We start from the raw sequence: 23,753 nt of genomic DNA on the forward strand, positions 1-23,753 counted from the left end.
ATGGCCGCGGACACTGTTCTCGAAGTGAACAACATCGAGGTCGTCTATAACAAGACGGTCCAGGTGCTCCGCGGCCTTTCGCTTCGCGTGGTGGAGGGCAACGTCGTTGCGTTGCTCGGCTCCAACGGTGCCGGCAAATCCACCACGCTGAAAGCGATCTCGAACGTGCTCTCGCTTGAGGACGGCGAGGTGACGGCCGGTAATATCGTTTTCAAGCAGCAACCTGTCGCGCGCCGCGCCCCACATGAGCTTGTGCGGGGCGGTCTTTTTCACGTCATGGAAGGGCGCAGGATTTTCGAAGACCTGACGGTCGAGGAAAACCTCACTGCCGCGACTTACGCCTTGTCCGGCCGCAGCGAGAAGGCGTCCACCAAGTTCGATCTCGTTTATAATTATTTCCCCCGGCTGTTCGAGCGGCGCAGTGGCCGTGCCGGGTATCTCTCCGGCGGCGAACAGCAGATGCTCGCCATCGGCCGTGCGTTGATCGCGCAGCCGAAATTGATGCTGCTCGACGAGCCATCGCTAGGTTTGTCGCCGAAACTGGTCGAGGAGATTTTCACCATCATCGCGCGCATCAACCGCGAGCAGGGCGTTTCCATGCTTCTGGTCGAACAGAATGCAGCGGTCGCCTTCGCCGTCTCCCACTATGGCTACATCATGGAGACAGGTAAAATCGTGATCGACGGGCCGACCGAGCGCCTGCTGCGCGATCAGGACGTACGCGAGTTCTATCTCGGCGTGGGCGGTGCGGGCGCTGACGGGGAGGCCAAGAGCTTCCGCAATGTGAAACACTACAAGCGCCGCAAGCGCTGGCTGTCGTGAGGCCGCCGATGTTTCCCGAACTCACGCTACCGCAGATGATCCGCAAACACGCGCAGGAGAATGCTTCGCGCGTAGCCATCCGCCAGAAGGAATTCGGAATCTGGAAGCCTTATTCGTGGGCGGAATATTATGAGCGCGCCTGCGCAGTAGGCCTTGGCTTACGTGCGATGGGTCTGGGTGAGGGCGGGCATGTTGCCGTCATTTCGGAAAACCGTATCGAATGGGTGCTTTCGCAATTGGGTGCGGGTCTGGTTGGCGCTATTACCATCGGCGTCTATCCCACCAGCCCGTCGAACGAAGTCGCCTATGTGCTGGAGCACTCGAACACGGAAGTCGTGGTCTGCGAGGATCAGGAGCAGGTCGACAAGGTACTGGAACGGCGCGGCGAACTGCCCAGGCTGAAACGCATCGTTGTCATCGAAACGAAAGGGATGCGCCAGTATCCCGAAAATAGCGTGATCTCGTTCCTCGATCTGGAGCGCGCGGGGAAAACCTATGCCTTCGATCATCCAAAGCTGATCGAGGATGTGCTCTCTAAGCAAAAGCTCTCAGACACTGCGCTCATGATCTATACGTCCGGTTCGACCGGAAAGCCCAAGGGCGCGATGCTCAGCTACAGGAACATCCGCGCGCAGGCGATTGCCGTGGTCGAGCGGCTGCAACTCGACGAAAGTACGACGCTGCTGTCCTATCTGCCGCTATGCCACGTCGCCGAACAGATGACGACGGTGATGGTGCCCGGTTATCTCGGTTCGCTCGTCAACTTCGGCGAATCGATCCGCACCGTGCAGGAGGACCTACGCGAGGTTGCGCCAAGCATGTTCCTTGGCGTGCCGCGCATCTGGGAAAAGCTCCATTCCTCGATCCACATCAAGCTGCTGGAATCCGACCCCGTTCGCCGCAGACTGTTCGAAAAGGCTTACACGGCCTGCGAACCGTTCGCGGAGAAGGCGCCCTCGCAACGCAGTTTCGGCGAGCGGATCAAGTTCTTCGTCTATTATTGGCTCGTTTTCCGCGCGTTGCAGAATTTCATTGGTTTGCGCAAGGCGAAGGTAGCAATGACCGGCGCCGCGCCGATCTCGGCGAAGATCGTGCGGTTCTTCCGCACTATCGGCGTGCCGCTGATCGAAGTATACGGCCTCACCGAAAGCTCTGCCGTCGCGACCGCGCAAACGCAGGAGGAGCGCATACCTCTATGTGTCGGCACGGCTGCACCGGGTATCGAAGTGAAACTCGGTGCCGACGGCGAGCTGCTGGTGCGCGGCGATACCGTATTCGAGGGCTATTACCGTAACGAGGATGCAACGAAGAATTCGATTCGCGGTGGCTGGCTGCATACCGGCGACGTGGCGGAAATGCACAAAGGCCAGTTCAAGATCGTGGACCGCATCAAGGACATCATGATCACGGCGGGCGGCAAGAACCTCAGCCCGTCCGAGATCGAGAACACCGTGAAGGCCAGTCCGTTCATCAAGGAATGTATCGTGATTGGCGAGTCGCGGAAGTATGTCTCGGCCTTGATCCAGATCGACTACGAGCTGACTGGGAAGTGGGCGGAGGAAAAAGGCATCGCCTATACCAACTTCAGGAATCTTGCCGAGCATCCGGCGGTAAATGAGCTGATCCAGAAGGAGATCGACGTGGCCAACGCGCAGCTTGCGCAGGTGTCGAACATCCGCAAATTCCATCTGCTCACGAAAGAGCTGGATCACGACGACGACGAAGTGACGGCCACGATGAAGGTGCGCCGCTCGAACATTACCAAGAAATACGCGGCGGAGATCGAGGGCCTGTATCGCTGATCATTCCTTGCGGATGTGAAAGCGCTTGATCTCGGCGGCGTCACGCTGTTCCAGCAGCGTGTTTCCGGTTTCCCGCACCATGTTTGGAATGTCGATCGCCGTCATTGGATCGGTACACTCGACGAGCAGTTCCTCGCCAGCCGTCATCGACGACAGCGCCTTGCGTGTGCGCATGGCAGGGAGCGGGCATTTCAGGCCGCGAAGGTCGAGTTTCTTTGGCATCTTGTAAAGTATACGCCATCGCCACCCGCAGCCGAGTCAGGCTGACGGGTTCGTGGCAGCGATCATGTTTGCGCGCACTGCGTCTACCGGCGTGTTCACGTTCATAAACGGGTCGAAAGGACTGTCGTCCCATTCGGCGATGGCTACACCATAACGTGCGCCCCAAACCTCGACCTTGTGCAACCCTTCTATGGTGAGCGCGCGGCGCAGTTCTTCGCGCAAACCGACAGGCCATAACCCGATCACCGGATGACGCCAATCGCCGGATTGCGCGCACGCGAGCGGCTTACCCTGTTCGCGCCGTGCCATGCTCAATCGTGCGATCAGGTCGCGCGGCAGGAAAGGGCAGTCGCCCGCCACTGTCGCAATATATAATGTGCCCGGCACATTCGCGGCCGCCCATTCCATCCCCGCGAGAATCCCTGCCAGCGGCCCCACGAAACCTGGCACATCATCCGAAATTACCGGCAACGATGCGGACGAGAACCGCATGGCGTCTCCGTTCGCGTTGAGGATGAGGCGCGAGCATTGCGGTTGCACCCGCTCGATGACGCGCGAGAGAATGGTCCGTCCGCCGATCTCTTTCAGCGTCTTGTCGCCGCCACCCATGCGGCTCGCCAGTCCTCCCGCGAGGATGACGCCGAGCGGTTTTTCGTTGTCGTTCATGAGGCGGGGCCGGAAACGTTTACGAATCCCCGATCTTCAAACGGGAAACGGCGCGCAGGCAAGTGCGCGCCGTTTATGCCGTTGCACTCTAGCCTAGTTCGGGCGCTTTTTGCTTTCTTCGGCCATATAGTCCATCGCCGCCTGCACGCCGCCTTTCTTGTGCGGGATGCCGGCGAGGCCGAGCGCCATTTCGGTCAATGCCAGCGCGCCGAGAATAGTGCCGTCGTTGGTATCGCCGAGGTGGCCGATGCGGAAATACTTGGCAACATAGGGACCGAAGCTCGCGCCATACGCAATGTCGAAATGTTCGAGCGCAGTCGCGCGGAACTGATCGGCATTGTGACCTTCCGGCAGAAGGATGGCGGTGATGGTCGAGGAGTAATGCTTCGGTTCCTTGCACAGAAGTTCGAGGCCCCACGTGCGCACCGCGCGGCGGGTCGCTTCGGCGAGGCGGTCGTGGCGCGCGAACACGTTATCGAGGCCTTCCTCGTGAAGCATGTCGATCGACTCGGCGAGGCCATAGAGAATGTTGGTTGCCGGCGTGTAAGGGAAGTAATTGGTCTTGTTCATCGCGATCATTTCTTCCCAGCCCCAGAAGGACTTCGGAAGCTTCGACGTCTTTGAAGCCGCGAGCGCCTTGTCGCTCACCGCGTTGAACGAGATGCCCGGCGGCAGCATCAGTCCCTTCTGCGCGCCGCCTACGGTGACATCGACGCCCCATTCGTCGTGGCGATAATCAATCGAGGCGAGCGAGGAAATCGTATCGACCAGCAGCAGCGCGGGATGGCCCGCGGCGTCGATTGCCTTTCGTATTTCCGCGACAGGCGAAACGCATCCGGTCGAAGTCTCGTTGTGCAGCACTGCGACGGCCTTGATCTTCTTTTCCTTGTCTTCGCGCAGCTTTGCTTCGATCGCTTGCGGCTGCGCGCCCGTGCGCCAGTCGCTGTTGATGAAAACTGGAACGAGGCCCAGCTTCCCGGCCATCTTTTTCCATAGCGTGCCGAACTGGCCGGTCTCGAACATCAGGACGTGATCGCCGGGCGAAAGCGTGTTCACAAGCGCAGCTTCCCAAGCGCCGGTGCCCGAAGACGGATAGATGATGACCGGGTTCGTGGTCTTGAAGATCGTCTTGACGCCGTCCAGCACGCGGCGTGCGAGCCTGCCGAATTCCGGGCCGCGGTGATCGATGATCGGCATGTCCATCGCCCGCAGGATGCGGTCGGGAAGGGGCGAAGGGCCGGGGATCTGAAGAAAATGTCTGCCTGCGGTGCGCGAACGATTAGACGCCACTGTGATCCCCCGGTAGTCTTGCCGCGCTTGATTTGCGCGTGAATGAAAGAACGAGTCGTCAGTCCTGTGAATTATACACGCATCCCGGTCAAGCAGCGCGTGCGGCTCATCGGCCATGCAACGGCATGGGGGATCGCCCGGTGACCTCGCTGATGCCGGTTCTGGAGCGAAAGCTGCGCCGCGAAATCACGGGCGATGTGCTGTTCGATGCCTTTAGCCGCGGCCGTTACGCGACGGATGCTTCTCATTACCAGATGATGCCGGTCGGCGTCGTTGTGCCTCGCACAATAGAGGAGGCGAAGCGCGCGATTGGTTTGGCCAATCAGGAGGGGGCGACCGTTCTGGCCCGCGGCGGCGGAACGTCGCAATGCGGACAGGCCATCAATCATTCACTGGTGATCGACTGTTCCAAGCACCTTAACCGGGTGCTCGAACTGGATGTGGCAAACCGGCGGTGCGTGGTCGAGCCGGGTATCGTGCTGGACGACCTGAACCGTCAGCTTCGTCAGCACGGTCTGTGGTATCCGGTCGATGTGTCGACCGCATCGCGCGCAACCATCGGCGGCATGGCCGGCAATAATTCCTGCGGCGGCCGTTCGCTCCGTTACGGCACCATGCGCGACAATGTGCTCTCGATGGACGCGGTGCTGGCCGATGGAACGCAGGCGCATTTCGGCCGCGCGAACGCGGACCTTTCCGACATCCCCGATTCTTCGCCGCTGAAGCCGCTGGCGAAGGACATGCTCGCGCTCGGCGCGCGCGAGGCGGCTGAAGTGGAGGCGCGTTTCCCGAAAGTGCAGCGCCGCGTCGGCGGCTACAATCTCGACGCGCTTACGCCGGGCCGTAACGATCTCAACCTCGCGCACATTCTGATCGGCTCGGAAGGCACGCTCGCGTTCACGACGCAGGTAGAGCTGAAACTGTGGCCGGTACTCGGCAAGCGCATCGTCGCTGCATGTCACTTCGGCAGCTTCTACGAAGCGATGAACGCGGCCCAGCATCTGGTGAAGACCGGCCCCATCGCGGTCGAACTGGTCGATCGCACAATGATTGAACTCGCGGGACAGATCGCAATGTTCCGGCCGACGCTGGAACGCTTCGTGCGCGGCAAACCCGACGCGGTGCTGCTGGTCGAATTCGACTCCGGCGACGAGGAAAACAGGCGCAAGCTCGCGCACCTGCACGACGTGATGAACGACCTCGGCTTCGGTTGGGATAAGCAAGGCGCGAAGTGGGGCGGCGTGGTCGATGTGACGGAACCGGCGCTGCAAACGGCGATTGCCGAACTGCGCGCTTCCGGCCTTAACGTCATGATGTCGATGAAGGAGCAGGGTAAGCCGATCTCCTTCGTCGAAGATTGCGCCGTGCCGCTGGAACATCTGGCGGACTACACCGCACGGCTGACGGAAGTCTTCGAGCGGAACGGCACGCGCGGCACCTGGTACGCCCATGCTTCGGTCGGCTGCCTGCATGTGCGCCCGGTGCTCAATCTTCGGCAGGATAAAGATGTAAAGGCCATGCGCGCGATTGCGGAGGAGGCCTTCGCAATGGTGCGCGAATACAAAGGCTCCCACTCCGGCGAGCATGGCGACGGCATCGTGCGCTCCGAGTTTCACGAAAAGATGTTCGGCCCGAAACTGATCCGCGCCTTCGAGGAGGTGAAGGATCGCTTCGATCCGAAGCCGCTGTTCAATCCCGGCAAGATCGTCCGCGCGCCGAAGTTCGACGACCGTAATCTGTTCCGTTACGCGCCCGGCTATCACGCCGAGCCGTTCACGCCTGCCTTCGATTGGTCGGACTACACCGGCGGTGCGAACGGTTTTCAGGGCGCGGTGGAGATGTGCAACAACAATGGCGCCTGCCGGAACAGCGCCGGCAATGTCATGTGTCCGAGCTATCGCGTCACGCGAAACGAGCGTGACGTCACGCGCGGCCGCGCCAATACCCTGCGCCTCGCGCTCTCCGGCCAGCTTGGCCGTGAGGGCATGACGTCCGGCGAAATGGCGGAGACGTTGAAGCTGTGCGTTTCCTGCAAGGGCTGCCGTCGCGAATGCCCGACTGGCGTGGATATGGCGCGCATGAAGATCGAGGTGCTGGCCGCGCGCGCCGCGAAGTACGGATATTCGCTACGCGATCGGCTGGTCGGTTGGCTGCCGCGCTACGCGCCGTATGCAAAGAAGATCGGCTGGCTCCTGAATTTGCGCGACATCATTCCGGGTGCCGCGAAACTCTCCGAATGGCTTACGGGCTTCAGCGCCCGCCGCAAATTGCCGAAATGGCGAAGCGATGTCTTTGACGACCATGCGGCCACCCCCGGAGAGGGCGAGCGGGAAGTCGTGCTGTTCGCCGACACCTTTAATCGTTACTTCGACCGCGAGAATCTCGAAGCCGCGCGCGATGTGCTGAAAGCCGCAGGGTACCGGGTTCATTTTGCGGATGACGGCATGGGCCGCCCGCTTTGCTGCGGCAGAACTTTCCTCTCCGTCGGCGCAGTAAAGGAAGCGAAGGCGGAAGCGGAACGCACGCTGAAAGTTCTCACATCTTATGTAGGCAGGGGCGTTCCGGTGGTCGGGTTGGAGCCGAGCTGCGTGTTCGGTTTTCGCGACGAAATCCCCGGATTGCTGAAGGGCAATTCCGACGCCACCGCGTTGTCCGGAAACGTGCTGCTGTTCGAGGAGTTTGTCGCGCGCGAAGCTGCCGCTGGCCGCATGAAACTGGACCTGAAACCGCTCGGCACGAAGGCTTATCTTCATGGCCATTGCCACCAGAAGGCCTTCGGCGCGCTTACACCGGTACAGCAGACGCTTAAACTTATTCCTGAACTTGAAGTCGAAACCATCGAATCCAGTTGTTGCGGCATGGCCGGCAGCTTCGGCTACGGCGCGGAAACCATCGACACGTCGCTGGCGATGGGCGAACTCACACTGCTTCCGGCGGTGCGCAAAGCGCCGGCCGATGCGCTGATCGTCGCCGACGGAACGTCTTGCCGCGAGCAGATCGCGCATGGTGCGGGCCGCGAAGCGCTGCATGTTGCGCGGGTTCTGGAAAGAAGTCTCAATAGAGCGAACGAAGCCAAGCAATAAGCGGCGAAACAGCCGCAGGGAGGAACAAGATGACCGATCTAACACTGGAAGCCGCACAAACCATCGTCACCGCCGGCCTGAAACATGCGCGCGGCGCGAACTTCAAGCCGATGGGTATTGTCGTACTCGACGCAAGGGGGGCGATGGTTGCTTGTGCAATCGAGGATAATTCCAGCCTGCGCCGTTTCGAGATCGCACATGGCAAGGCGCATGGCTGCCTCGGCATGGGCATCGGCGGCCGCGCGGTGGACGCGCGCGTGCGCGAGCGTCCGCACTTCGGCGCGGCACTCGCCCATGTATTCGGCGGCGACTTCATCCCGGTGCCCGGCGGCGTGCTGGTCCGCAACGCCGGCGGCAAGGTGATCGGAGCGGTCGGCGTTTCCGGCGATACTTCGGACAACGATGAAATTGCAGCCGTCGCCGGGATCAAGGCGGCGGGCCTGACGCCGGATACCGGCGCGTAATCGCCGGCCGCCATGAGCGGGTCTGTTACCGCAAGCAAAGATGCCTTCGTCGCCACGGTGACGATGGAAAACGCCGGTCGCCTGAACGCGCTGTCGCTGCCGATGTGGCGGCAGTTGCGTGCGTGTTTCGATGCGCTGAGCGAAGACGATTCCGTTCGTTGCGTCATCCTGCGTGGAGCAGGCGAGGCGTTTGCTGCGGGCGCGGATATCGCCGAATTCGAGAACGAGCGGCATGATGTGGAATCCGCGCGTGCGTATGGCGCGGAGATGCATCCCGCACTGGACGCGGTTTCTTCCTGCCGGCATCCGGTTGTTGCCATGATCGACGGTCCCTGCATCGGCGGCGGGCTGGAAATCGCGGCGCGCACCGACATCCGCATTTGTAGCGAGCGCTCGCGTTTCGGCGTGCCCGTGAACAGGTTAGGTCTTGTTGCCGCCTACGAAGAACTCGCGCCGATTGTCCGCATTGCCGGGGCGGCGGCTACGCTCGAAATCCTGCTGGAGGGCAAGATCATCGATGCAGCGCGCGCCCTGCAACTCGGACTTGTCAGCCGCGTGGTCGCGGATGCGGATATAGAGAAGGAGTGCAGGGCGACCGCCGCGCGCATCGCGGAAGGTGCGCCGCTGGTTGCACGCTGGCACAAGAAGTTCGTGAACCGGCTGCTCGATCCGCAGCCGCTGTCGGCGGCCGAGCGCGAGGAAAACTTCGCCTGTTTCGGAACGGAAGATTTCCGGATCGGTAATCGCGCTTTCCTTGCCAAGGCCAAGCCGGCGTTCAAGGGTGAATAGGATGAGCGCCGCCCCGAAAGGTCCGCTGCATGGCCTGAAAGTGATCGAACTCTGTCACGTCATGGCTGGCCCCGTATGCGGGCTGATGCTCGCCGACATGGGCGCAGAAGTCATCAAGGTGGAGAAGATCCCCGGCGGCGACGACACGCGACGCACCGTGCCGCCGAAGGTCGGCGACGAAGCGGCTTCGTTCCTGATGATGAACCGCAACAAACGTGGCATCGCGCTCGATCTCAAGACCGAAGGCGGCAAGAAAGTCCTGCATCGTTTGCTCGATAATGCCGATGTTGTCACCGAAAACTATCGCGCGGGCGCGATGGAGCGCATGGGTTTCGGCTTCGAAGCACTCCGCGCGAAGAATCCGAAGTTAATCTACTGCGCGATCTCCGGGTTCGGCCGCACTGGCCCCTATGCCGACCGCGGTGGTTTCGATCTCATCGCGCAGGGCATGAGCGGACTGATGTCGATTACCGGCGAAGGGCCGGGCCGCCCGCCGGTGAAGGTCGGCGCTCCGGTGACCGACATCACGGCAGGCATTCTCGCCGCGATGGGGGTACTTGCCGCGCTTCACGCACGCACGCAGACGGGGAAGGGGCAGTTCGTCGATACGTCGCTGTTCGAGGCGGGGATCGTGCAAACATATTGGCAGTCCGCGATCGCGCTGGCGTCGGGTGTCGCGCCCGGTCCGCTTGGTTCAGCGCATCCGTTGAACACGCCGTATCAGGCTTTCGAGACGAAAGACGGCTGGATCAATCTCGGCGCGGCGAACCAGACGACATGGCTCTATCTGGTGAAGCTGCTTGAGCGCTCTGATCTCGCGCAGGACCCTCGCTTCAAGGACAACTCGGCGCGGATCATCAATCGCGAATTGCTCGCAACAACCCTTGCGCCCGAATTCAGAAAGCGCACGCGCGCAGAATGGCTCGCGGCACTGGAGGCGGCCAGGGTTCCGGCCGGCCCCGTTTTCGATGTGCTTGAAATGCAGGCGGACCCGCAGACACTGGCTCGTGACATGGTGGTGGAAGCGGAACACTCGCGTCTCGGGCCGGTGAAGACGTTGGGTGCGCCTGTTAAATTTTCGGAAACACCATCGAGTGTGCGCCGCAGCGCGCCAGTCTTCGGGGAACATACCCGCGAGGTGATGCGCGAATACGGGTTTGCGGAAGCAGAGATCGCCGAGATGGCGAATGCCGGAGCGGTTCACTGCGCTTGAAGCACTGCAGCATTTCACTTTCAGACATTTTGCCGCTCGCTTGTGCATCTTGCAATGCAGCATCGCATTGATTTTGAAATGTAAAATCGTTGATTGGAGCGCTGCAAAATCTGGTCACTGCCAAATCCATCCGCTATAGAGAAATGGGGACGATAAAACGAAAAGTAAAAATCGAGTCTCGGGGTGGAAGCGCTAGTAGCTGAAAAAGTAAGGGCAGATGCGACGGCGACGCCGTTGCTTAGCATCGAGAACCTGCACGTTCATTTCGAAACGTCGCGCGGTACCGTGCGCGCGGTCGAAGGCGTTTCCTATACGGTCAATCGCGGCGAGTTTGTCGCCGTCGTCGGCGAGTCCGGTTGCGGCAAGTCCGTCACGGCGCTGACCATCATGCGCCTGCTCGCGAAGTCCGGCCGCGTGGTCGATGGCGCGGTCAAGCTCGAAGGCCGCAATCTCCTTGAATTGAGCGATGACGAGATGCGCGCCGTTCGCGGCCACCAGATCTCGATGATCTTCCAGGAGCCGATGACCTCGCTCAATCCGGTGCTGACCATCGGATTGCAGATCATGGAGCCGCTGCTCATCCATCTGAAGATGACCGAAGAGCAGGCCAAGGCGCGTGCGCTCGAATTGATGCAACAGGTCGGCATCACGGACGGCGAGCGCCGTCTTGCGCAGTATCCGCACCAGCTTTCCGGCGGTATGCGCCAGCGCGTGATGATCGCAATCGGCCTCGCATGTAATCCGAAACTCATCATCGCCGACGAGCCGACCACTGCGCTCGACGTGACCATTCAGGCGCAGATTCTCGAACTGATGAAGAACCTGTCGCAGCGTCTTGGCATTGCGATGGTTATCATCACGCACAACCTCGGCATTGTCGCGCGCTACGCCGACCGCGTGAACGTGATGTACGCGGCGAAGATCATCGAGCAGGGCACGTCCGACGATATTTTCCTGCAACCCGCGCATCCCTACGCGACCGGCCTGATGCATTCGGTGCCGCGTCTCGACGAGCCGCGCGGCACGCGGCTGCAAACCATCGAAGGCTTGCCGCCGGATTTGCGCGCGCCGCCGAAGGGTTGCCGTTTCGCGCCGCGCTGCCCGCATCGGCTGGAAAAATGCGCCGAACCGATTGCGCTGATCCCGCTAGGCAATGGCCATTCGGCGGCCTGTCATCGCGCCGATGAAATCGTTTCCGGCAAGCTGGTGGTGAAATTTCCGGAAGGTCCGGCGCCGAGCGACCAGTCGGAAATGGATTCAAAGCCGATTCTGGAAGTGGCCGGGCTGCAAAAGCACTTCCCGGTGAAGGCCGCGAAATCGGGTTTCTTCTCGTCGAACACGGCGACGGTGAAGGCGGTCAACGATATTTCTTTCAGCATCGCGGCCGGCGAGACGCTTGGTCTTGTCGGCGAGTCCGGCTGCGGCAAGACCACAGTGGGCCGCGTGGTGCTACGTCTGGACGAAGCGACCGGCGGCACCATCCGCTTCAACGGCATCGACATCACCCATCACAGCAATCGCGAAATGCGCGAGCTGCGCCGCAAGATTCAGGTGATCTTTCAAGACCCGTATTCGTCGCTCAATCCGCGCATGACGGTCGGCGAGATCATCGCGGAGCCGTTGAAGGTCTATAAGCTGGTACCGGAAGCGAAAGCGCGCGAGGCACGGGTAGGCGAGTTGCTGACCCAGGTCGGCCTGTTTCCCTACATGGCGGAACGCTATCCGCACGAACTTTCTGGCGGACAACGCCAGCGCGTCGGCATTGCGCGCGCGCTCGCGCTGGAGCCGACCTTCATCGTCTGCGACGAGCCGGTTTCCGCGCTCGACGTTTCGATTCAGGGGCAGATCATCAACCTGCTCGAAGATTTGCAGGCGCGGCTCGGCCTTACCTATCTTTTCATCGCGCACGATCTCGCGGTGGTCCGCCACATCTCCGACCGCGTCGCGGTTATGTACCTCGGCAGGATCATGGAGCTTGCCGACCGCGATGAAATCTATCTCCGTCCGCTGCATCCTTATACGAGAGCGCTGCTCGACGCCGCACCGGTTCCCGATCCGAAGATCGAACGCGCTCGCGCGCCGCGTGCGCTGCGCGGAGAAATCCCTTCACCCTTGACCCCGCCTTCGGGTTGCGTGTTCCATACCCGCTGCCCGATCGCGATTGATGTTTGCAAGCGCGATATTCCGCCGCCTCGCGAATTGAAGAAGGGCCACATCGTTGCCTGTCACCGGGCCGAAGAAAATCTAAGCACCTAGAAAAAAGGTGCAGCGACAAGAAACGAAACGATGACGCGAATTAACGGGAGGATACAAATGAAAAGGCTGGTCTTGGGCCTGCTCGGCGTAGCGGCTTTCGCTCTCGCCGGGGCCGGCTACCACGCAAATGCCCAGACGCCGAAGCGCGGCGGGAATCTGAACTTCGCAATCAGTGCGGAAACTCCGCACTATGACTGTCATGCCAGCGACACCTACGCGACGCTGCATTTCTCTTCGCCGTTCTATTCCACGCTGCTGCGATATAACCTGAAGAAATTCCCCGAGGTCGAAGGCGATCTCGCGGCTTCTTGGACGATTTCGCCCGACAAGCTGACCTATACGTTCAAGCTGCGTGACGGCGTGAAGTTCCATGACGGCACGCCGTTCACTTCCGCGGACATCAAGGCGACCTACGAGCGTCTGCGCAATCCGCCGCAGGGCGTGGTCTCGACCCGCCGCGCGACTTTCTCCGACATCGACACGATCGAAACGCCCGATCCGCTGACGGTGGTGTTCAAGCTGAAAGCCGTTAACTCCTCGATGCTCGATCACTTCGCGAGCCCGTGGAACTGCGTGTATTCGGCGAAGGACCTGCAGGCCGATCCGGCCGCTCCGCGCACCAAGATCAACGGCACCGGCCCATTCACGTTCGTCGAACACGTGAAGGGCAGCCACGTCTCAGGCAAGCGCAACGAAAACTATTTCCGTAAAGGCCTGCCGTATCTCGACAGCTACCGCGGCATCTTCACCTTGCAGGCGGCAGCGATGCTGAACGCGCTGCAAGGCGGGCAGGTGCTGGCGGAGTTCCGTGGCGTCTCGCCGGCCGAACGCGACCGCATGGTCGCAGCACTCGGCGACAAGCTGCGCGTGCAGGAATCGAGCTGGACGCTCAACCTGCTCGTCGTCTTCAACGTCGAGAAGCCGCCGTTCAACGACGTGCGCGTTCGCCGCGCGTTGCTGATGGCGATTGATCGCTGGGGCGGCTCTGCCGGTCTGGCGCGCATCTCGACGCTGCGCTCGGTTGGCGGCGTCGTTCGCCCCGGTTCGCCGCTTGCGACGCCGGAAGCCGAACTCGTCAAGCTTGCGGGCTACCGCAAGGACATCAAGGCCTCGCGTGCCGAAGCTAAGAAGCTGCTCGCCGAAGCGGGCGTGCCGAACCTGAAGCTGACGCTCTGGAACCGCAACCTCGCGATGCCCTACACGCCGGCCGGTATTTTCCTGGTCGACCAGTGGCGACAGATCGGGGTCGAGGTCGAACACAAGCAGTCCGACACCGCGCCGTATGTCTCGGCGCTGGCGAGCGGCAACTTCGAAGTGGCGATCGACTTCTCTAACTTGTTCAACGACGATCCCACACTGGCACTCACCAAGTTCCTCTCGCGCGACAAGAACCCGCTGAATATGTCGCGTGCGAACGACGCGGAAATCGACAAGCTGTACGAATTGCAGCTTCGCGAGGCCGATCCGGCCAAGCGTCGCGGCTATATCGCCCAGATCGACAAGCGGCTCTCCGAGCAGGCCTACCAGCAGCCGTTGCTGTGGTGGCATCGCATCGTGCTGAGCCACAAGAAGGTCATGGGTTGGGAAATGTCGCCGAGCCACAACCTCGGCGCCGATCTCCTGACCGTCTGGCTGGCTGAGTAATTCCGTATGCCGCGGCCCGGTTCGCCGGGCCGCGGCAAGGATTTTTGCAATGTTGCGTTACGCACTAAGCCGCATCCTCTTCATGGTCCCCACGCTGCTCGGCGTGGCGGTGCTGGTGTTCTTCATGCTCCGCATCGTCCCAGGCGACGTGGTGGAGGTGAAGCTGCGCGGTGACGGCGGCAACGTTACGCAGGAAGTGATCGACCAGGAGCGAAAGCGCCTCGGTCTCGACCGGCCGTTATTGCAGCAGTTCGGGGACTGGATGGTAGGGCTGGCGAAGCTCGACCTCGGCATGTCCATGTGGACAGAGCGCCCAGTGCTCGAAGAAATCATGATCCGGCTGGAGCTGTCGCTGGAGGTCGCGATACTCGCGACAATCATAGCGACGCTCATATCAATACCGCTCGGAACGGCCGCCGCGCTGTTCCGGAATACGTGGATCGATTACGTCGTTCGCATCATCACAATCGGCGGGCTGTCCATCCCGTCGTTCTGGTTTGGCATGTTGATCGTGCTGATGCTGCTCTCGCTGACAGGCGGGTTGCCACCGATTACATTCACGCCGATCTATATCGACCCGGTCGCAAACCTGTCGCAGTTGATATGGCCCGCGCTCGCGGTCGGTTACCGTTACTGCGCGGTGACGGCGCGCATGATCCGCTCTTCATTGCTCGAAGTGATGAGCGAGGATTACATCCGCACCGCCCGCGCCAAGGGCGTATATGAAAAGCTGGTCGTTGCGCGCCACGCGCTGCGTAACGCGCTTCTTCCCGCGATTACCGTGATGGGCCTCGAATTCGCATTCCTGATCGGCGGTCTTGTCGTCACCGAGCAGATCTTCAACCTGAACGGAATCGGCCAGTTGTTCGTGCAGAGTGTCTCGCGCAACGACTTCATGCTCATTCAGGGCATGGTGATGATGATCGCCGCGTTCTATGTGCTGATTAACCTTGTGGTCGATTTGCTTTACGCAGTGTTCGATCCGCGCATCCGGTACGGCTGATGGCAAACGTATCTCCCGCAATTCCTGCCGCCGCGCCGGTTCTGCCGAAACGCCAGAGCACGATCGCGCTGTTCTGCCGCCAGCAGCCGCTCGGCGCGATCAGCTTCGTCGTGATCTGCGTAATGATGTTTGCGGGTTTCTTCCCGTGGCTGGTTGCAACGCACGATCCGCTCGGCATCGACTTCAGCCAAATTCTGGGCGCCCCCTCGGCCGATCACTGGTTCGGCACCGACGCCTACGGCCGCGATATTTTCTCTCGCATCATTTACGGCTCGCGAACCGCACTGGTGATCGGCTTCGCATCCTCGCTGCTCGGTTCGGTACTCGGCGCGATCCTCGGCATTGCATCTGCTTATTTCGGCGGGCGGATCGACAACTGGATCCAGCGCTTCATGGACATCCTGCTGGCATTTCCGATCATCGTGCTGGCGCTGGTCGTCGTGGCGGCATTGCGCAAGACCATCATCTACGGCGTCGACGTCAACCTCATCATCGCCATCGCAATTCCGATCATACCGCGCGTCGCGCGCGTCGTGCGCTCGGCTGCGCTTTCGGTCAACGTGATGCCGTACATCGACGCGGCGCGCGCCGCCGGATACACCGATACGCGCATCATTTTCCGGCACATGGCGCCGAACGTCGTCGCACCGTTCCTGATCATGTTTACGGCGTTCATCGCGCAGGCAATCCTGCTCGAAGCCTCGCTGTCGTTCCTCGGCCTCGGCGTTACCGAGCCGACCGCGGCATGGGGATTGATGCTCTCCGGCAATGCGCAGGACTTCTATCGCGAAGCGCCGTGGATGGTGATTTTCCCCGGTCTCGCGATCAGCCTCGCGGTGTTCGCGTTCAACCTGTTCGGCGACTCGCTCCGCGATTTCCTCGACCCGCGCTTCAAGGTCTGACGCGCCTCGTCGCGCAGGCGAAGGTAAGCAAGAAAGTGCCAGCAAAGTTCGATTTCGGTTCGCTTTATGCCGCCGGGCTTCCCGTTCCTGCCGTCAAATGGAATGGCGCCGCTCGCTATAACTTCGTTGGCGGTCACAATGATCCCGGTGAAACACCTGTTGCCGAACTGACGGCGGCTGCGGACGCCGTGTTGAAGCGGGAAGGGCATATGCTCTCCCACTACAATGTCGGACACGGGCCGCAGGGCTACAAGCCGCTCCGCGAATTCGTCGCGAAGAAATTGAAACGCGATGCGCAGATTGCCTGCACCGCGGACGATATTCTTCTCGTCTCCGGCTCGTTACAGGCGCTCGACCTTGTCAATGGCGTGTTCTGCTCGCCTGGTGACACGGTCATCTATGAGCAAGAGAGCTATCAGGGCTCGATAAACCGCATGACGCGGATGGGCGTGAAGGTCGAAGGCATTCCGCTCGACAGGCACGGGATGCGAATGGACGTGCTGGCCAATGTGCTCGCCGCGCAGAAGTCTCGCGGGGTGCGGCCGAAGTTCATCTACATCATTCCCACGGTGCAGAACCCGACCGCGACCATCATGCCGCTGGAGCGTCGGCAGGAGTTGTTGCGGCTGGCGGATGAATATGGTGTGCCGGTTTTCGAGGACGATTGTTATGCCGATCTGATCTGGAAAGGCGAACGACCGCCCGCGCTCTATGCCATGAGCGAAAGCAATAACGTCGTACACATCGGTTCGTTCTCGAAGTCAGTCGCGCCCGCGCTGCGGGTCGGGTACATCGTTGCGCCGTGGGAAGTACTTTCTCGCGCGCTGTCGCTGAAAACCGACGCCGGTTCGGCGTCGCTCGAGCAGATGCTGCTCGCGGAATTCAGCGAAGCGCATTTTCACGATCATGTACCGAGGCTGCGGAAAGGACTGCGTGCAAAACTCGAAACCCTGATGGAGTCGCTGAACGCACAGTTCGGCACCAGTGCCGAATTCGACGATCCCGAAGGCGGCATCTTTCTCTGGGTCAAGCTGCCCGACAATGTCGATGCGATGAAACTGTACCAAGCCGCGTTGGCTTCGGGTGTCGCGATCAACCCCGGACCCGAATGGTCGGTGAACGCGGATCACAGCCGCAGCCGTATCCGGATATGCTTTGCCAGTCCCACGCATGAAGAAATTCGCGAAGGCATCGCGATCCTTGCGGAAGTGTGTCGCAAGGAATTCGGCGTGCCGGTGCGTAGCGCCAACGTCACGGCAAAGCGATAAGGATTACCGCTTGATCCAGTACGCTCCGAAGTCGTCGATCTTCACGATTTCGTCCGCTATGCCTTGGCGCGCGCGGTACTCGTCCACGGCTTCGCGCTGCGACTCGAACAGATAGTAGTCATCCGCGATCAGCGTTCCGCCGGGCGAGAGCTTGCCGTAAAGCGCGTTCATGCAATCCATCGAGCCTTCGTAGAGATCGCAGTCCAAGCGCAGCAGCGCGAGCCGCACGACCGGCGCGGCGGGCAGGGTGTCCCTGAACCAGCCCTTGAGGAAGACGACCTGTTGGTCGAGCAGACCGTAGCGTGCGAAGTATTCCTTCACGGTATCCAGCGAAACCGAAAAGTCCGGGTGCCCGTGAAAGTCGGCTTTCCGGTCGGCCTCGCTATCGCGCGATGAAGGCGGCGGACCTTGAAAGGAGTCGGCGGCAAATACCCGGCGGTCCGACACGCCGTATGCCTTCAGCACGGCCCGCATCATGATACATGCGCCGCCGCGCCAGACCCCCGCTTCCAGAAAGTCTCCTGGGATGCTTGCCGCCAGCACGCGCTCGCATTGCTCGCGCAGGTTCTGCATCCGCTTCACGCCGATCATGGACGGCGCGGAAGAAGGCCAGTCCCAGCCGTTGGTCCGGTAGTCGTCTTTATAGATGCCATTGTTGGACGCCGGCAGCGGCGGGTCCTGACTCAGCCTTCCGGTAAGGCTGTCCCGCATAAGGTCAAGATAGGTGGAGAGCAGCGGATTGGCGGCCTTGGTCATGCCGCCGCACGATAGCAATTCCCCCTGCGCTGCGCGATGATGGGCCGATAAAGAGGATTCGTTCACGGCCCTGCATGACCAGTAAGCGCGTACTCATCACCGGCGGGGCCGGGTTCGTCGGTTGCAATGCCGCCCGCTACTTCGGACAGCGGAACTGGGACGTAACGGTCCTCGACAACCTTTCCCGCAAGGGCGCCGACCAGAATCTGGAATGGCTCAAGGATGAGACCGCCTTCGCCTTTGCCAATGTCGATGTGCGGGACACCGCTGCCGTCGATAAAGTGGTTTCCGAAAGCCGCTACGATGCCGTGATCCATCTGGCGGCGCAGGTCGCGGTAACGACCTCGGTGATCGAGCCGCGCATGGATTTTGCTGTGAATGCGCTCGGCACCTTCAACATGCTGGATGCCGTGCGCCGCTTCTCGCCGGAGGCCGTTTTCCTGTTTGCCTCGACCAACAAGGTTTACGGCAAAATCGCAGGGGCCACGACCGAACTGCGCGGCAACCGCTACGCCTACACCAATCGGCCGCACGGCATCGGGGAGAGCGAACCGCTCGATTTCCTGTCGCCCTATGGCTGCTCCAAGGGCGCGGCTGACCAGTACGTCCTCGACTTCGCGCGCATCTACAAGATCCCGGCGGCTTCGTTCCGGCAGTCCTGCATCTACGGGCCGCGCCAGTTCGGCGTGGAAGATCAGGGCTGGGTCGCCTGGTTCGCCATTGCCTCGTTGTTGGGCCGTAACATTACGATCTATGGCGACGGCAAACAGGTCCGCGATGTCCTCCATGTGGACGATCTGGTCATGGCCTATGAAGCCGCGATCCGCGCGCCGGACCGCATTGCGGGGCAGGCGTTCAATGTCGGCGGCGGGCCGGACCGCATCATGTCCTTGCTCGACCTGATCGCGCTGCTGGAGGAACGTCTGAAGAAGAAAATCCCGCTTCGTTGGGATGCCTGGCGGCCCGGCGATCAGGAGGTCTATATCAGCGACGTTCGGAAGCTCGCACAGGCACTGGACTGGAAGCCGGAAATCGACCCGGCTAAGGGCGTCGGTGCGCTGATTGATTGGGTCGCCCAAAATCGCGACGCCTTCTAGGAAAATCTGCCCATAAAATATTCTTCTAATCCGATGAACCGGAGGCGATGCTGATGCGTTGTGTTCCGGCGGCTGCCGTACTTTCTTTAGGCCGGGCTGTTCTTGGGCTGGTTCATCACGTCAGTGTCACTTCCTTACGTTCGGCAAAACGGCTACGCTTCTCTTGAAGTGAAGGACTGGCTGAACATCCGTTCATTTCACCCTGCAGAAGCATACGCGACGTCTGCGGTGTCTTGCGAAGCGAGGCGAAAGGCGTCCCGATGAAGTCCGAAAAGAGCAGGGTATTGGTGACCGGCGGTGCCGGGTTTGTCGGTTCTCATCTCTGCGAAAGGCTGCTGGCCCAGGGCCACGAAGTTCTTTGCGCCGACAACTTCTATACCGCTTCGCGTTCGACCGTCGCTTTCCTGACTGAGAACGAGCGCTTCGAGCTGCTCCGCCACGACGTTTGCCACCCGCTCTTTGCGGAAGTGGACAGGATCTACAATCTCGCCTGTCCCGCGTCGCCGGTGCATTACCAGTCCGACCCGATCCAGACCATGAAGACCAGCGTGCTCGGCGCGCTGAACATGCTCGGCCTTGCCAAGCGCACCGGCGCAAAAATCCTGCAAGCCTCGACCTCGGAAATCTACGGCGATCCGATGATCCATCCGCAGACGGAGGATTACTGGGGCAACGTGAACCCGATCGGCGAACGTTCCTGCTACGACGAGGGCAAGCGCGCCGCCGAGACCCTGTTCTTCGACTATCACCGGATGCACAAGCTGCGCATCAAGGTGGCGCGCATCTTCAATACCTACGGTCCCAACATGCACCCGAACGACGGGCGCGTGGTTTCCAACTTCATCGTGCAGGCGCTGACCAACAAGGACATCACCGTCTACGGCAACGGCGGGCAGACCCGCTCGTTCTGCTATGTGGACGATCTGGTCGAAGGCCTGATGCGCCTGATGGAAAGCGGCGACCATGTCACCGGCCCGGTCAACCTCGGCAACCCCGGCGAGTTCACGATCCGTCAGCTTGCCGAACTGGTCGTGGAAATCACCGGCTCCAGCTCCAAGATCGTCCACCGGCCGTTGCCCTCTGACGATCCGAAACAGCGCCGCCCTGACATCAGCAAGGCCCACGAGTTGCTCGGTGGCTGGCGGCCGATGGTGCCGCTGCGCGAAGGGCTGGTGAAAACCGCGGCCTACTTCGAGGAACTGCTGCGCAGCGAGCGCGAGCCGGTTACCGTCTGACCCGCTGAAAGCACCTCTTCAATCGGCTTCCCATCAATGAAAGAATATGATCGTACGGGTGCGTCTTGCGGCATGAGCGCCGTTTGCGTGCCCGCAGGAGCGTGGAAGATATGAGGGTACTCGTTACCGGCGGCGCGGGGTTTATCGGCACGCATCTCGCGAGGCGGCTGCTCGCGGACGGCCATGAGGTGCTGGTGGTCGATAACGAGTCGAACGGCTCGCCGGACGGGCTTCCTAAAGAAGTCTGGTATCGCAAGGGCGATGTCACGAAGCCGGAGGAAATCGAACCGGCCTTCGCGAAGGGGCTCGATGCGGTTTGCCATATCGCCGGACAGGTTTCGATCATCCGCGCCTTCGACAATCCGGTCGGCGATCTGCGCACGAATACGGAAGGCACGTTGCAGGTCGTGAGTTTGTGCGTGAAGCACAAGGTGCCGCGCCTGGTCTATGCGAGTTCGATGACGCTCTACGGCAATGTCGCCGCCGTGCCGACGCCGGAAAGCGAGCCGTGCCTGCCGGATTCCTATTACGGCATCACCAAGTTCGCGGCGGAGCGCTACGTCCATTCGACGGCCGGGCGTCCCGATCTCGATTTCGATTTCTCGGTGACGTCGCTGCGCATGTTCAGCGTGTTCGGGCCGGGACAATCGTTCAGCAATCCCTATCAGGGCGTACTCGGCATCTTCTCCGGCAACGTGCTGCGCGGCGAACCGATTTCCATTTATGGCGACGGTGAACAGACCCGCGACTTCATTTACATCGGCGACATCGTCGACGGCTGGGCGCGCGCACTCACCACGCCCGGCGCGAAAGATAAAATCATAAACCTGGGCAGCGGCCGCCCAACCTCGATCAATCAGCTTGCCGAATACGTCACCGGTGCATTCGGCTACAAGCCGGGCGAGTATCCGATCAAACGCATGCCCGGCCGCCCCGGCGAACAGCGTAAGGTGCAAGCCGACAGCAGGCTGGCGAAGCAGGTTCTCGGGTGGGAGCCGCGCTATTCGTTCGAGCAAGGTCTCGCGGAAACCGTAAAGTGGGCGAAGGCCGAGTTCGCCTCCAACCCCGGCGCGGATTCTCTGAAGGCACGGAAATGAAACTGCTCATCGTCACCGACGCGAATGCATGGGTGCGCAGCATTGCGTCCGTCCATCACTGGAGCGAAACCGGCAAGGCGCTCGGCCATGATGTGCTGGTTTATGGCGAGCCGAACCCCGAACTTCCGGCCCTGCGTTTCACCCGCGACCTTTCTGGAATCGATCTCGCCTTGATCCTGTTGCAGGTGCCGTCCGACTTTCCGGACATGCCGCACCTCGCGCGGTTGCTCGACGGTATTCCGCCGGAGCGCCGCGTGGTTGCCGACCTCTGGGGCCACTACAACGACACCATCCGCGTCGATCACGACTTCAACCATCTCGAAAAGCTCGACGGCCATCTCGGTTGGGAGTGGGAAGAGGCGGTGCAGGCCGCTGGCAGCACTGTTACGCAACCCGCGTTGAAGCCGCGGCGTGCCAATGTGAAGCCGTTTCTGTTCCATGGCTTCAATCCCGCGGCGGTGGTGCGCAACTACAAGAACGCATCCGAAGCGGCTGCTGCCTGGAAAGCAGCGGCAAAGCCCTATGGCGTCGTCTACGTCGGCAGCAACTGGCAGCGCTGGTCGCAGATGCGCGCTTTCCTCGAAGGCTACGGTCCTGCGCGAAATGAAGTCGGCAAGGCTTGCCTGATCGGGTGGGACTGGGCGGAGCGCCCGGAATGGGCTGCGCAGAAGGGTATCGCCGGCGTCGATACCGACCCTGCGTTATTGAAATCCCTCGGCGTGGAGACGAAGAACGGCGTGCGCTTCGACGAGGTGACGAAGCAGCTGAACGAAGGCCGCTTTGCGCCTGTTATCCATCGTCCGCTGTTTCGTGAACTCGGTCTCGTCACCAACCGGACCTTCGAGACGTTCTACGCCGACACCATGCCTGTGCTGATGCTGGCGGAAGATTTCGCGGTTTCGATCTACGGCCCGGCCGGAGCGAGACTCATCCCGAAGGTGAGTGTCGCGGATCATCTTCGTGCCGCGTGGAAAGAGCCTGAGCAGTATTGGGACGCGGTCCTGAAAGTACGCGAGCACCTCGCGCAGCACCATTCCTATGCGCGCCGTTTCGACGAATTGCGCGCGCTCGCCGGGGCCGCGCGGTGAACATCCTGTTCGTGATGAAGCATCGCGGCAACGCAGGGAATACCCATGCGGTTGCGAATTACATCCGCGTCGCGCCGCGCTACGGACATTCGGTCGCGCTGTATGGCGAGCCGCAGGAACACCTGCCGGAATTGAAGTTCTCGACCGACATCAATGCCGCCGACGGTATCGCCTATCTGTTCGAGTCCGAGATTTACCGCATCAAGCCGCTGCGCGAAGTGAAGATGCTGGGGTCAATTCCGAAGCATCGCCGCCTCATCTTCGATATGGACGGAATGTATAATCCAGTCGTGCAGGTGGATGGCTACGACTTCAATCATCCGAGCGAGGCCGAAAGCCGCCGCTGGGAGATCCACTACGAAGCGCTCGCCGACCGCATCATGAAGCCGATGCTGGCAAAGCCCACGCGGCCGCACGAAGGTGCGATGATCTTCTACGGCTACGATCCGGCGCTCGAACTCGATCCTGCGCAGGCGCCGGAAAAGGATTTCGACATTCTCCACCTCGGCCATAACTGGTGGCGCTGGCGCGACATTGGCGGAAAATTGCTGCCCGCAATCGAAAAGGTACGGGGAGACATCGGGGAGATAGGTTTCGTCGGCCTGTGGTGGGATGGCCCGCCGGCGGAAGGCGCGGATGCCGGGCCGCGGGCTGCGTTCGAGTCCGATCCCGCGGCTTTCAAGCGGCTTCGCATCAAGACCTCTGACTCCGTTCTTTACACGGATGTGATCCGCACCATGAGCCGCGCAAAGATCAATATCTTTACGCAGCGGCCCGTGTTGCATCACCTGAAGCACCTTACGCTAAAGTATTTCGAGATTTTCTATGCCGACACCATTCCTCTTTTGATGCTGGACGAGGAACTGGCGGTTTCTGTCTATGGTCCGGCCGCGCGCGAACTGGTGCTGGACCGCAACATCGACGAGAAGTTGCTCGATGCGTTGCGCCGTCCGGATTATTACCGCGACCGCGTTCGCGAAGTGCGCCGGCATCTCGCCGCGAATTATTCTTACGACAGGCGGATGAGCGAACTCGCTGCCGCGTTCGCGGACTAAC

Annotated in this window: 20 protein-coding genes; 16 read left to right on the plus strand and 4 right to left on the minus strand. The window is 61.1% G+C overall.

Features of this window, described 5'->3' with window-relative positions; all coding sequences use genetic code 11:
• Positions 1–822 carry an ABC transporter ATP-binding protein gene (locus KF794_06085; protein ID QYK46246.1) on the plus strand — a complete coding sequence of 274 codons (822 nt, stop codon included), beginning with the start codon at positions 1–3 and terminating at the stop codon, positions 820–822.
• An 8-nt stretch (positions 823–830) separates the two neighbouring features.
• Complete coding sequence (locus tag KF794_06090; protein QYK46247.1) at positions 831–2,624, plus strand: AMP-binding protein; 1,794 nt, start codon at positions 831–833, stop codon at positions 2,622–2,624.
• On the opposite strand, the gene KF794_06095 is transcribed toward KF794_06090, so the two are convergent.
• The 3 genes from KF794_06095 to KF794_06105 all read right to left on the minus strand — a co-directional run bounded on the left by KF794_06095 (position 2,625) and on the right by KF794_06105 (position 4,919).
• Positions 2,625–2,846 carry a sulfurtransferase TusA family protein gene (locus KF794_06095; protein QYK46248.1) on the minus strand — a complete coding sequence of 74 codons (222 nt, stop codon included), beginning with the start codon at positions 2,844–2,846 and terminating at the stop codon, positions 2,625–2,627. It abuts the gene before it with no gap.
• Between the two features lie 36 nt (positions 2,847–2,882).
• Entirely contained in the window at positions 2,883–3,512 is a 630-nt protein-coding gene (gene mobA, locus KF794_06100) for a molybdenum cofactor guanylyltransferase MobA (GenBank protein QYK46249.1), read from the minus strand.
• 93 nt (positions 3,513–3,605) lie between these two features.
• The gene (locus KF794_06105) at positions 3,606–4,919 is read right to left on the minus strand and encodes an aminotransferase class V-fold PLP-dependent enzyme (GenBank protein ID QYK46250.1); all 1,314 of its coding nucleotides are present in this window, start codon (positions 4,917–4,919) and stop codon (positions 3,606–3,608) included.
• A 35-nt stretch (positions 4,920–4,954) separates the two neighbouring features.
• On the opposite strand from KF794_06105, the gene KF794_06110 reads away from it, so the two are divergent.
• From KF794_06110 to KF794_06150, 9 genes are all read left to right on the plus strand, one after another.
• Positions 4,955–7,885, plus strand: coding sequence for an FAD-binding protein (locus tag KF794_06110; protein QYK46614.1), 2,931 nt, complete (start codon positions 4,955–4,957; stop codon positions 7,883–7,885).
• 29 nt (positions 7,886–7,914) lie between these two features.
• Complete coding sequence (locus KF794_06115; GenBank protein ID QYK46251.1) at positions 7,915–8,349, plus strand: heme-binding protein; 435 nt, start codon at positions 7,915–7,917, stop codon at positions 8,347–8,349.
• Positions 8,350–8,361: 12 nt separating this feature from the next.
• On the plus strand, positions 8,362–9,138 hold the full coding sequence (locus tag KF794_06120; protein ID QYK46252.1) for an enoyl-CoA hydratase/isomerase family protein: 777 nt from the start codon (positions 8,362–8,364) through the stop codon (positions 9,136–9,138).
• A gap of 1 nt (position 9,139) precedes the next feature.
• A complete protein-coding gene (locus KF794_06125) occupies positions 9,140–10,351 on the plus strand; it encodes a CoA transferase (protein ID QYK46253.1) in 1,212 nt (403 codons plus the stop codon).
• 183 nt (positions 10,352–10,534) lie between these two features.
• Positions 10,535–12,607: an ABC transporter ATP-binding protein gene (locus KF794_06130; GenBank protein QYK46254.1), complete on the plus strand. Its 2,073-nt coding sequence runs from the start codon at positions 10,535–10,537 to the stop codon at positions 12,605–12,607.
• Positions 12,608–12,664: 57 nt separating this feature from the next.
• A complete protein-coding gene (locus KF794_06135; protein ID QYK46255.1) occupies positions 12,665–14,251 on the plus strand; it encodes an ABC transporter substrate-binding protein in 1,587 nt (528 codons plus the stop codon).
• 49 nt (positions 14,252–14,300) lie between these two features.
• Positions 14,301–15,254, plus strand: a complete 954-nt coding sequence (locus KF794_06140; GenBank protein ID QYK46256.1) for an ABC transporter permease — start codon at positions 14,301–14,303, stop codon at positions 15,252–15,254.
• Positions 15,254–16,156: an ABC transporter permease gene (locus KF794_06145; protein QYK46257.1), complete on the plus strand. Its 903-nt coding sequence runs from the start codon at positions 15,254–15,256 to the stop codon at positions 16,154–16,156. The genes KF794_06140 and KF794_06145 overlap by 1 nt, the downstream gene beginning before the upstream one ends.
• 35 nt (positions 16,157–16,191) lie before the next feature.
• Positions 16,192–17,424: a PLP-dependent aminotransferase family protein gene (locus KF794_06150; protein ID QYK46258.1), complete on the plus strand. Its 1,233-nt coding sequence runs from the start codon at positions 16,192–16,194 to the stop codon at positions 17,422–17,424.
• Positions 17,425–17,427: 3 nt separating this feature from the next.
• Here KF794_06150 and KF794_06155 read toward each other — a convergent pair whose 3' ends face one another.
• A complete protein-coding gene (locus tag KF794_06155) occupies positions 17,428–18,180 on the minus strand; it encodes a class I SAM-dependent methyltransferase (protein QYK46259.1) in 753 nt (250 codons plus the stop codon).
• A 74-nt stretch (positions 18,181–18,254) separates the two neighbouring features.
• Here KF794_06155 and KF794_06160 point away from each other — a divergent pair, with 74 nt between their 5' ends.
• The 5 genes from KF794_06160 to KF794_06180 all read left to right on the plus strand — a co-directional run bounded on the left by KF794_06160 (position 18,255) and on the right by KF794_06180 (position 23,752).
• Complete coding sequence (locus KF794_06160; GenBank protein QYK46260.1) at positions 18,255–19,277, plus strand: GDP-mannose 4,6-dehydratase; 1,023 nt, start codon at positions 18,255–18,257, stop codon at positions 19,275–19,277.
• A gap of 260 nt (positions 19,278–19,537) precedes the next feature.
• Positions 19,538–20,512, plus strand: a complete 975-nt coding sequence (locus KF794_06165; GenBank protein QYK46261.1) for an SDR family oxidoreductase — start codon at positions 19,538–19,540, stop codon at positions 20,510–20,512.
• A gap of 110 nt (positions 20,513–20,622) precedes the next feature.
• The gene (locus KF794_06170) at positions 20,623–21,609 is read left to right on the plus strand and encodes an NAD-dependent epimerase/dehydratase family protein (GenBank protein ID QYK46262.1); all 987 of its coding nucleotides are present in this window, start codon (positions 20,623–20,625) and stop codon (positions 21,607–21,609) included.
• On the plus strand, positions 21,606–22,697 hold the full coding sequence (locus tag KF794_06175; GenBank protein QYK46263.1) for a hypothetical protein: 1,092 nt from the start codon (positions 21,606–21,608) through the stop codon (positions 22,695–22,697). Before KF794_06170 ends, KF794_06175 begins: the two co-directional genes overlap by 4 nt.
• The gene (locus tag KF794_06180) at positions 22,694–23,752 is read left to right on the plus strand and encodes a hypothetical protein (GenBank protein QYK46264.1); all 1,059 of its coding nucleotides are present in this window, start codon (positions 22,694–22,696) and stop codon (positions 23,750–23,752) included. The genes KF794_06175 and KF794_06180 overlap by 4 nt, the downstream gene beginning before the upstream one ends.
• Position 23,753 lies beyond the last annotated feature (1 nt).

The sequence above is a fragment of the Xanthobacteraceae bacterium genome, from assembly GCA_019454205.1.
Taxonomy (GTDB): domain Bacteria; phylum Pseudomonadota; class Alphaproteobacteria; order Rhizobiales; family Xanthobacteraceae.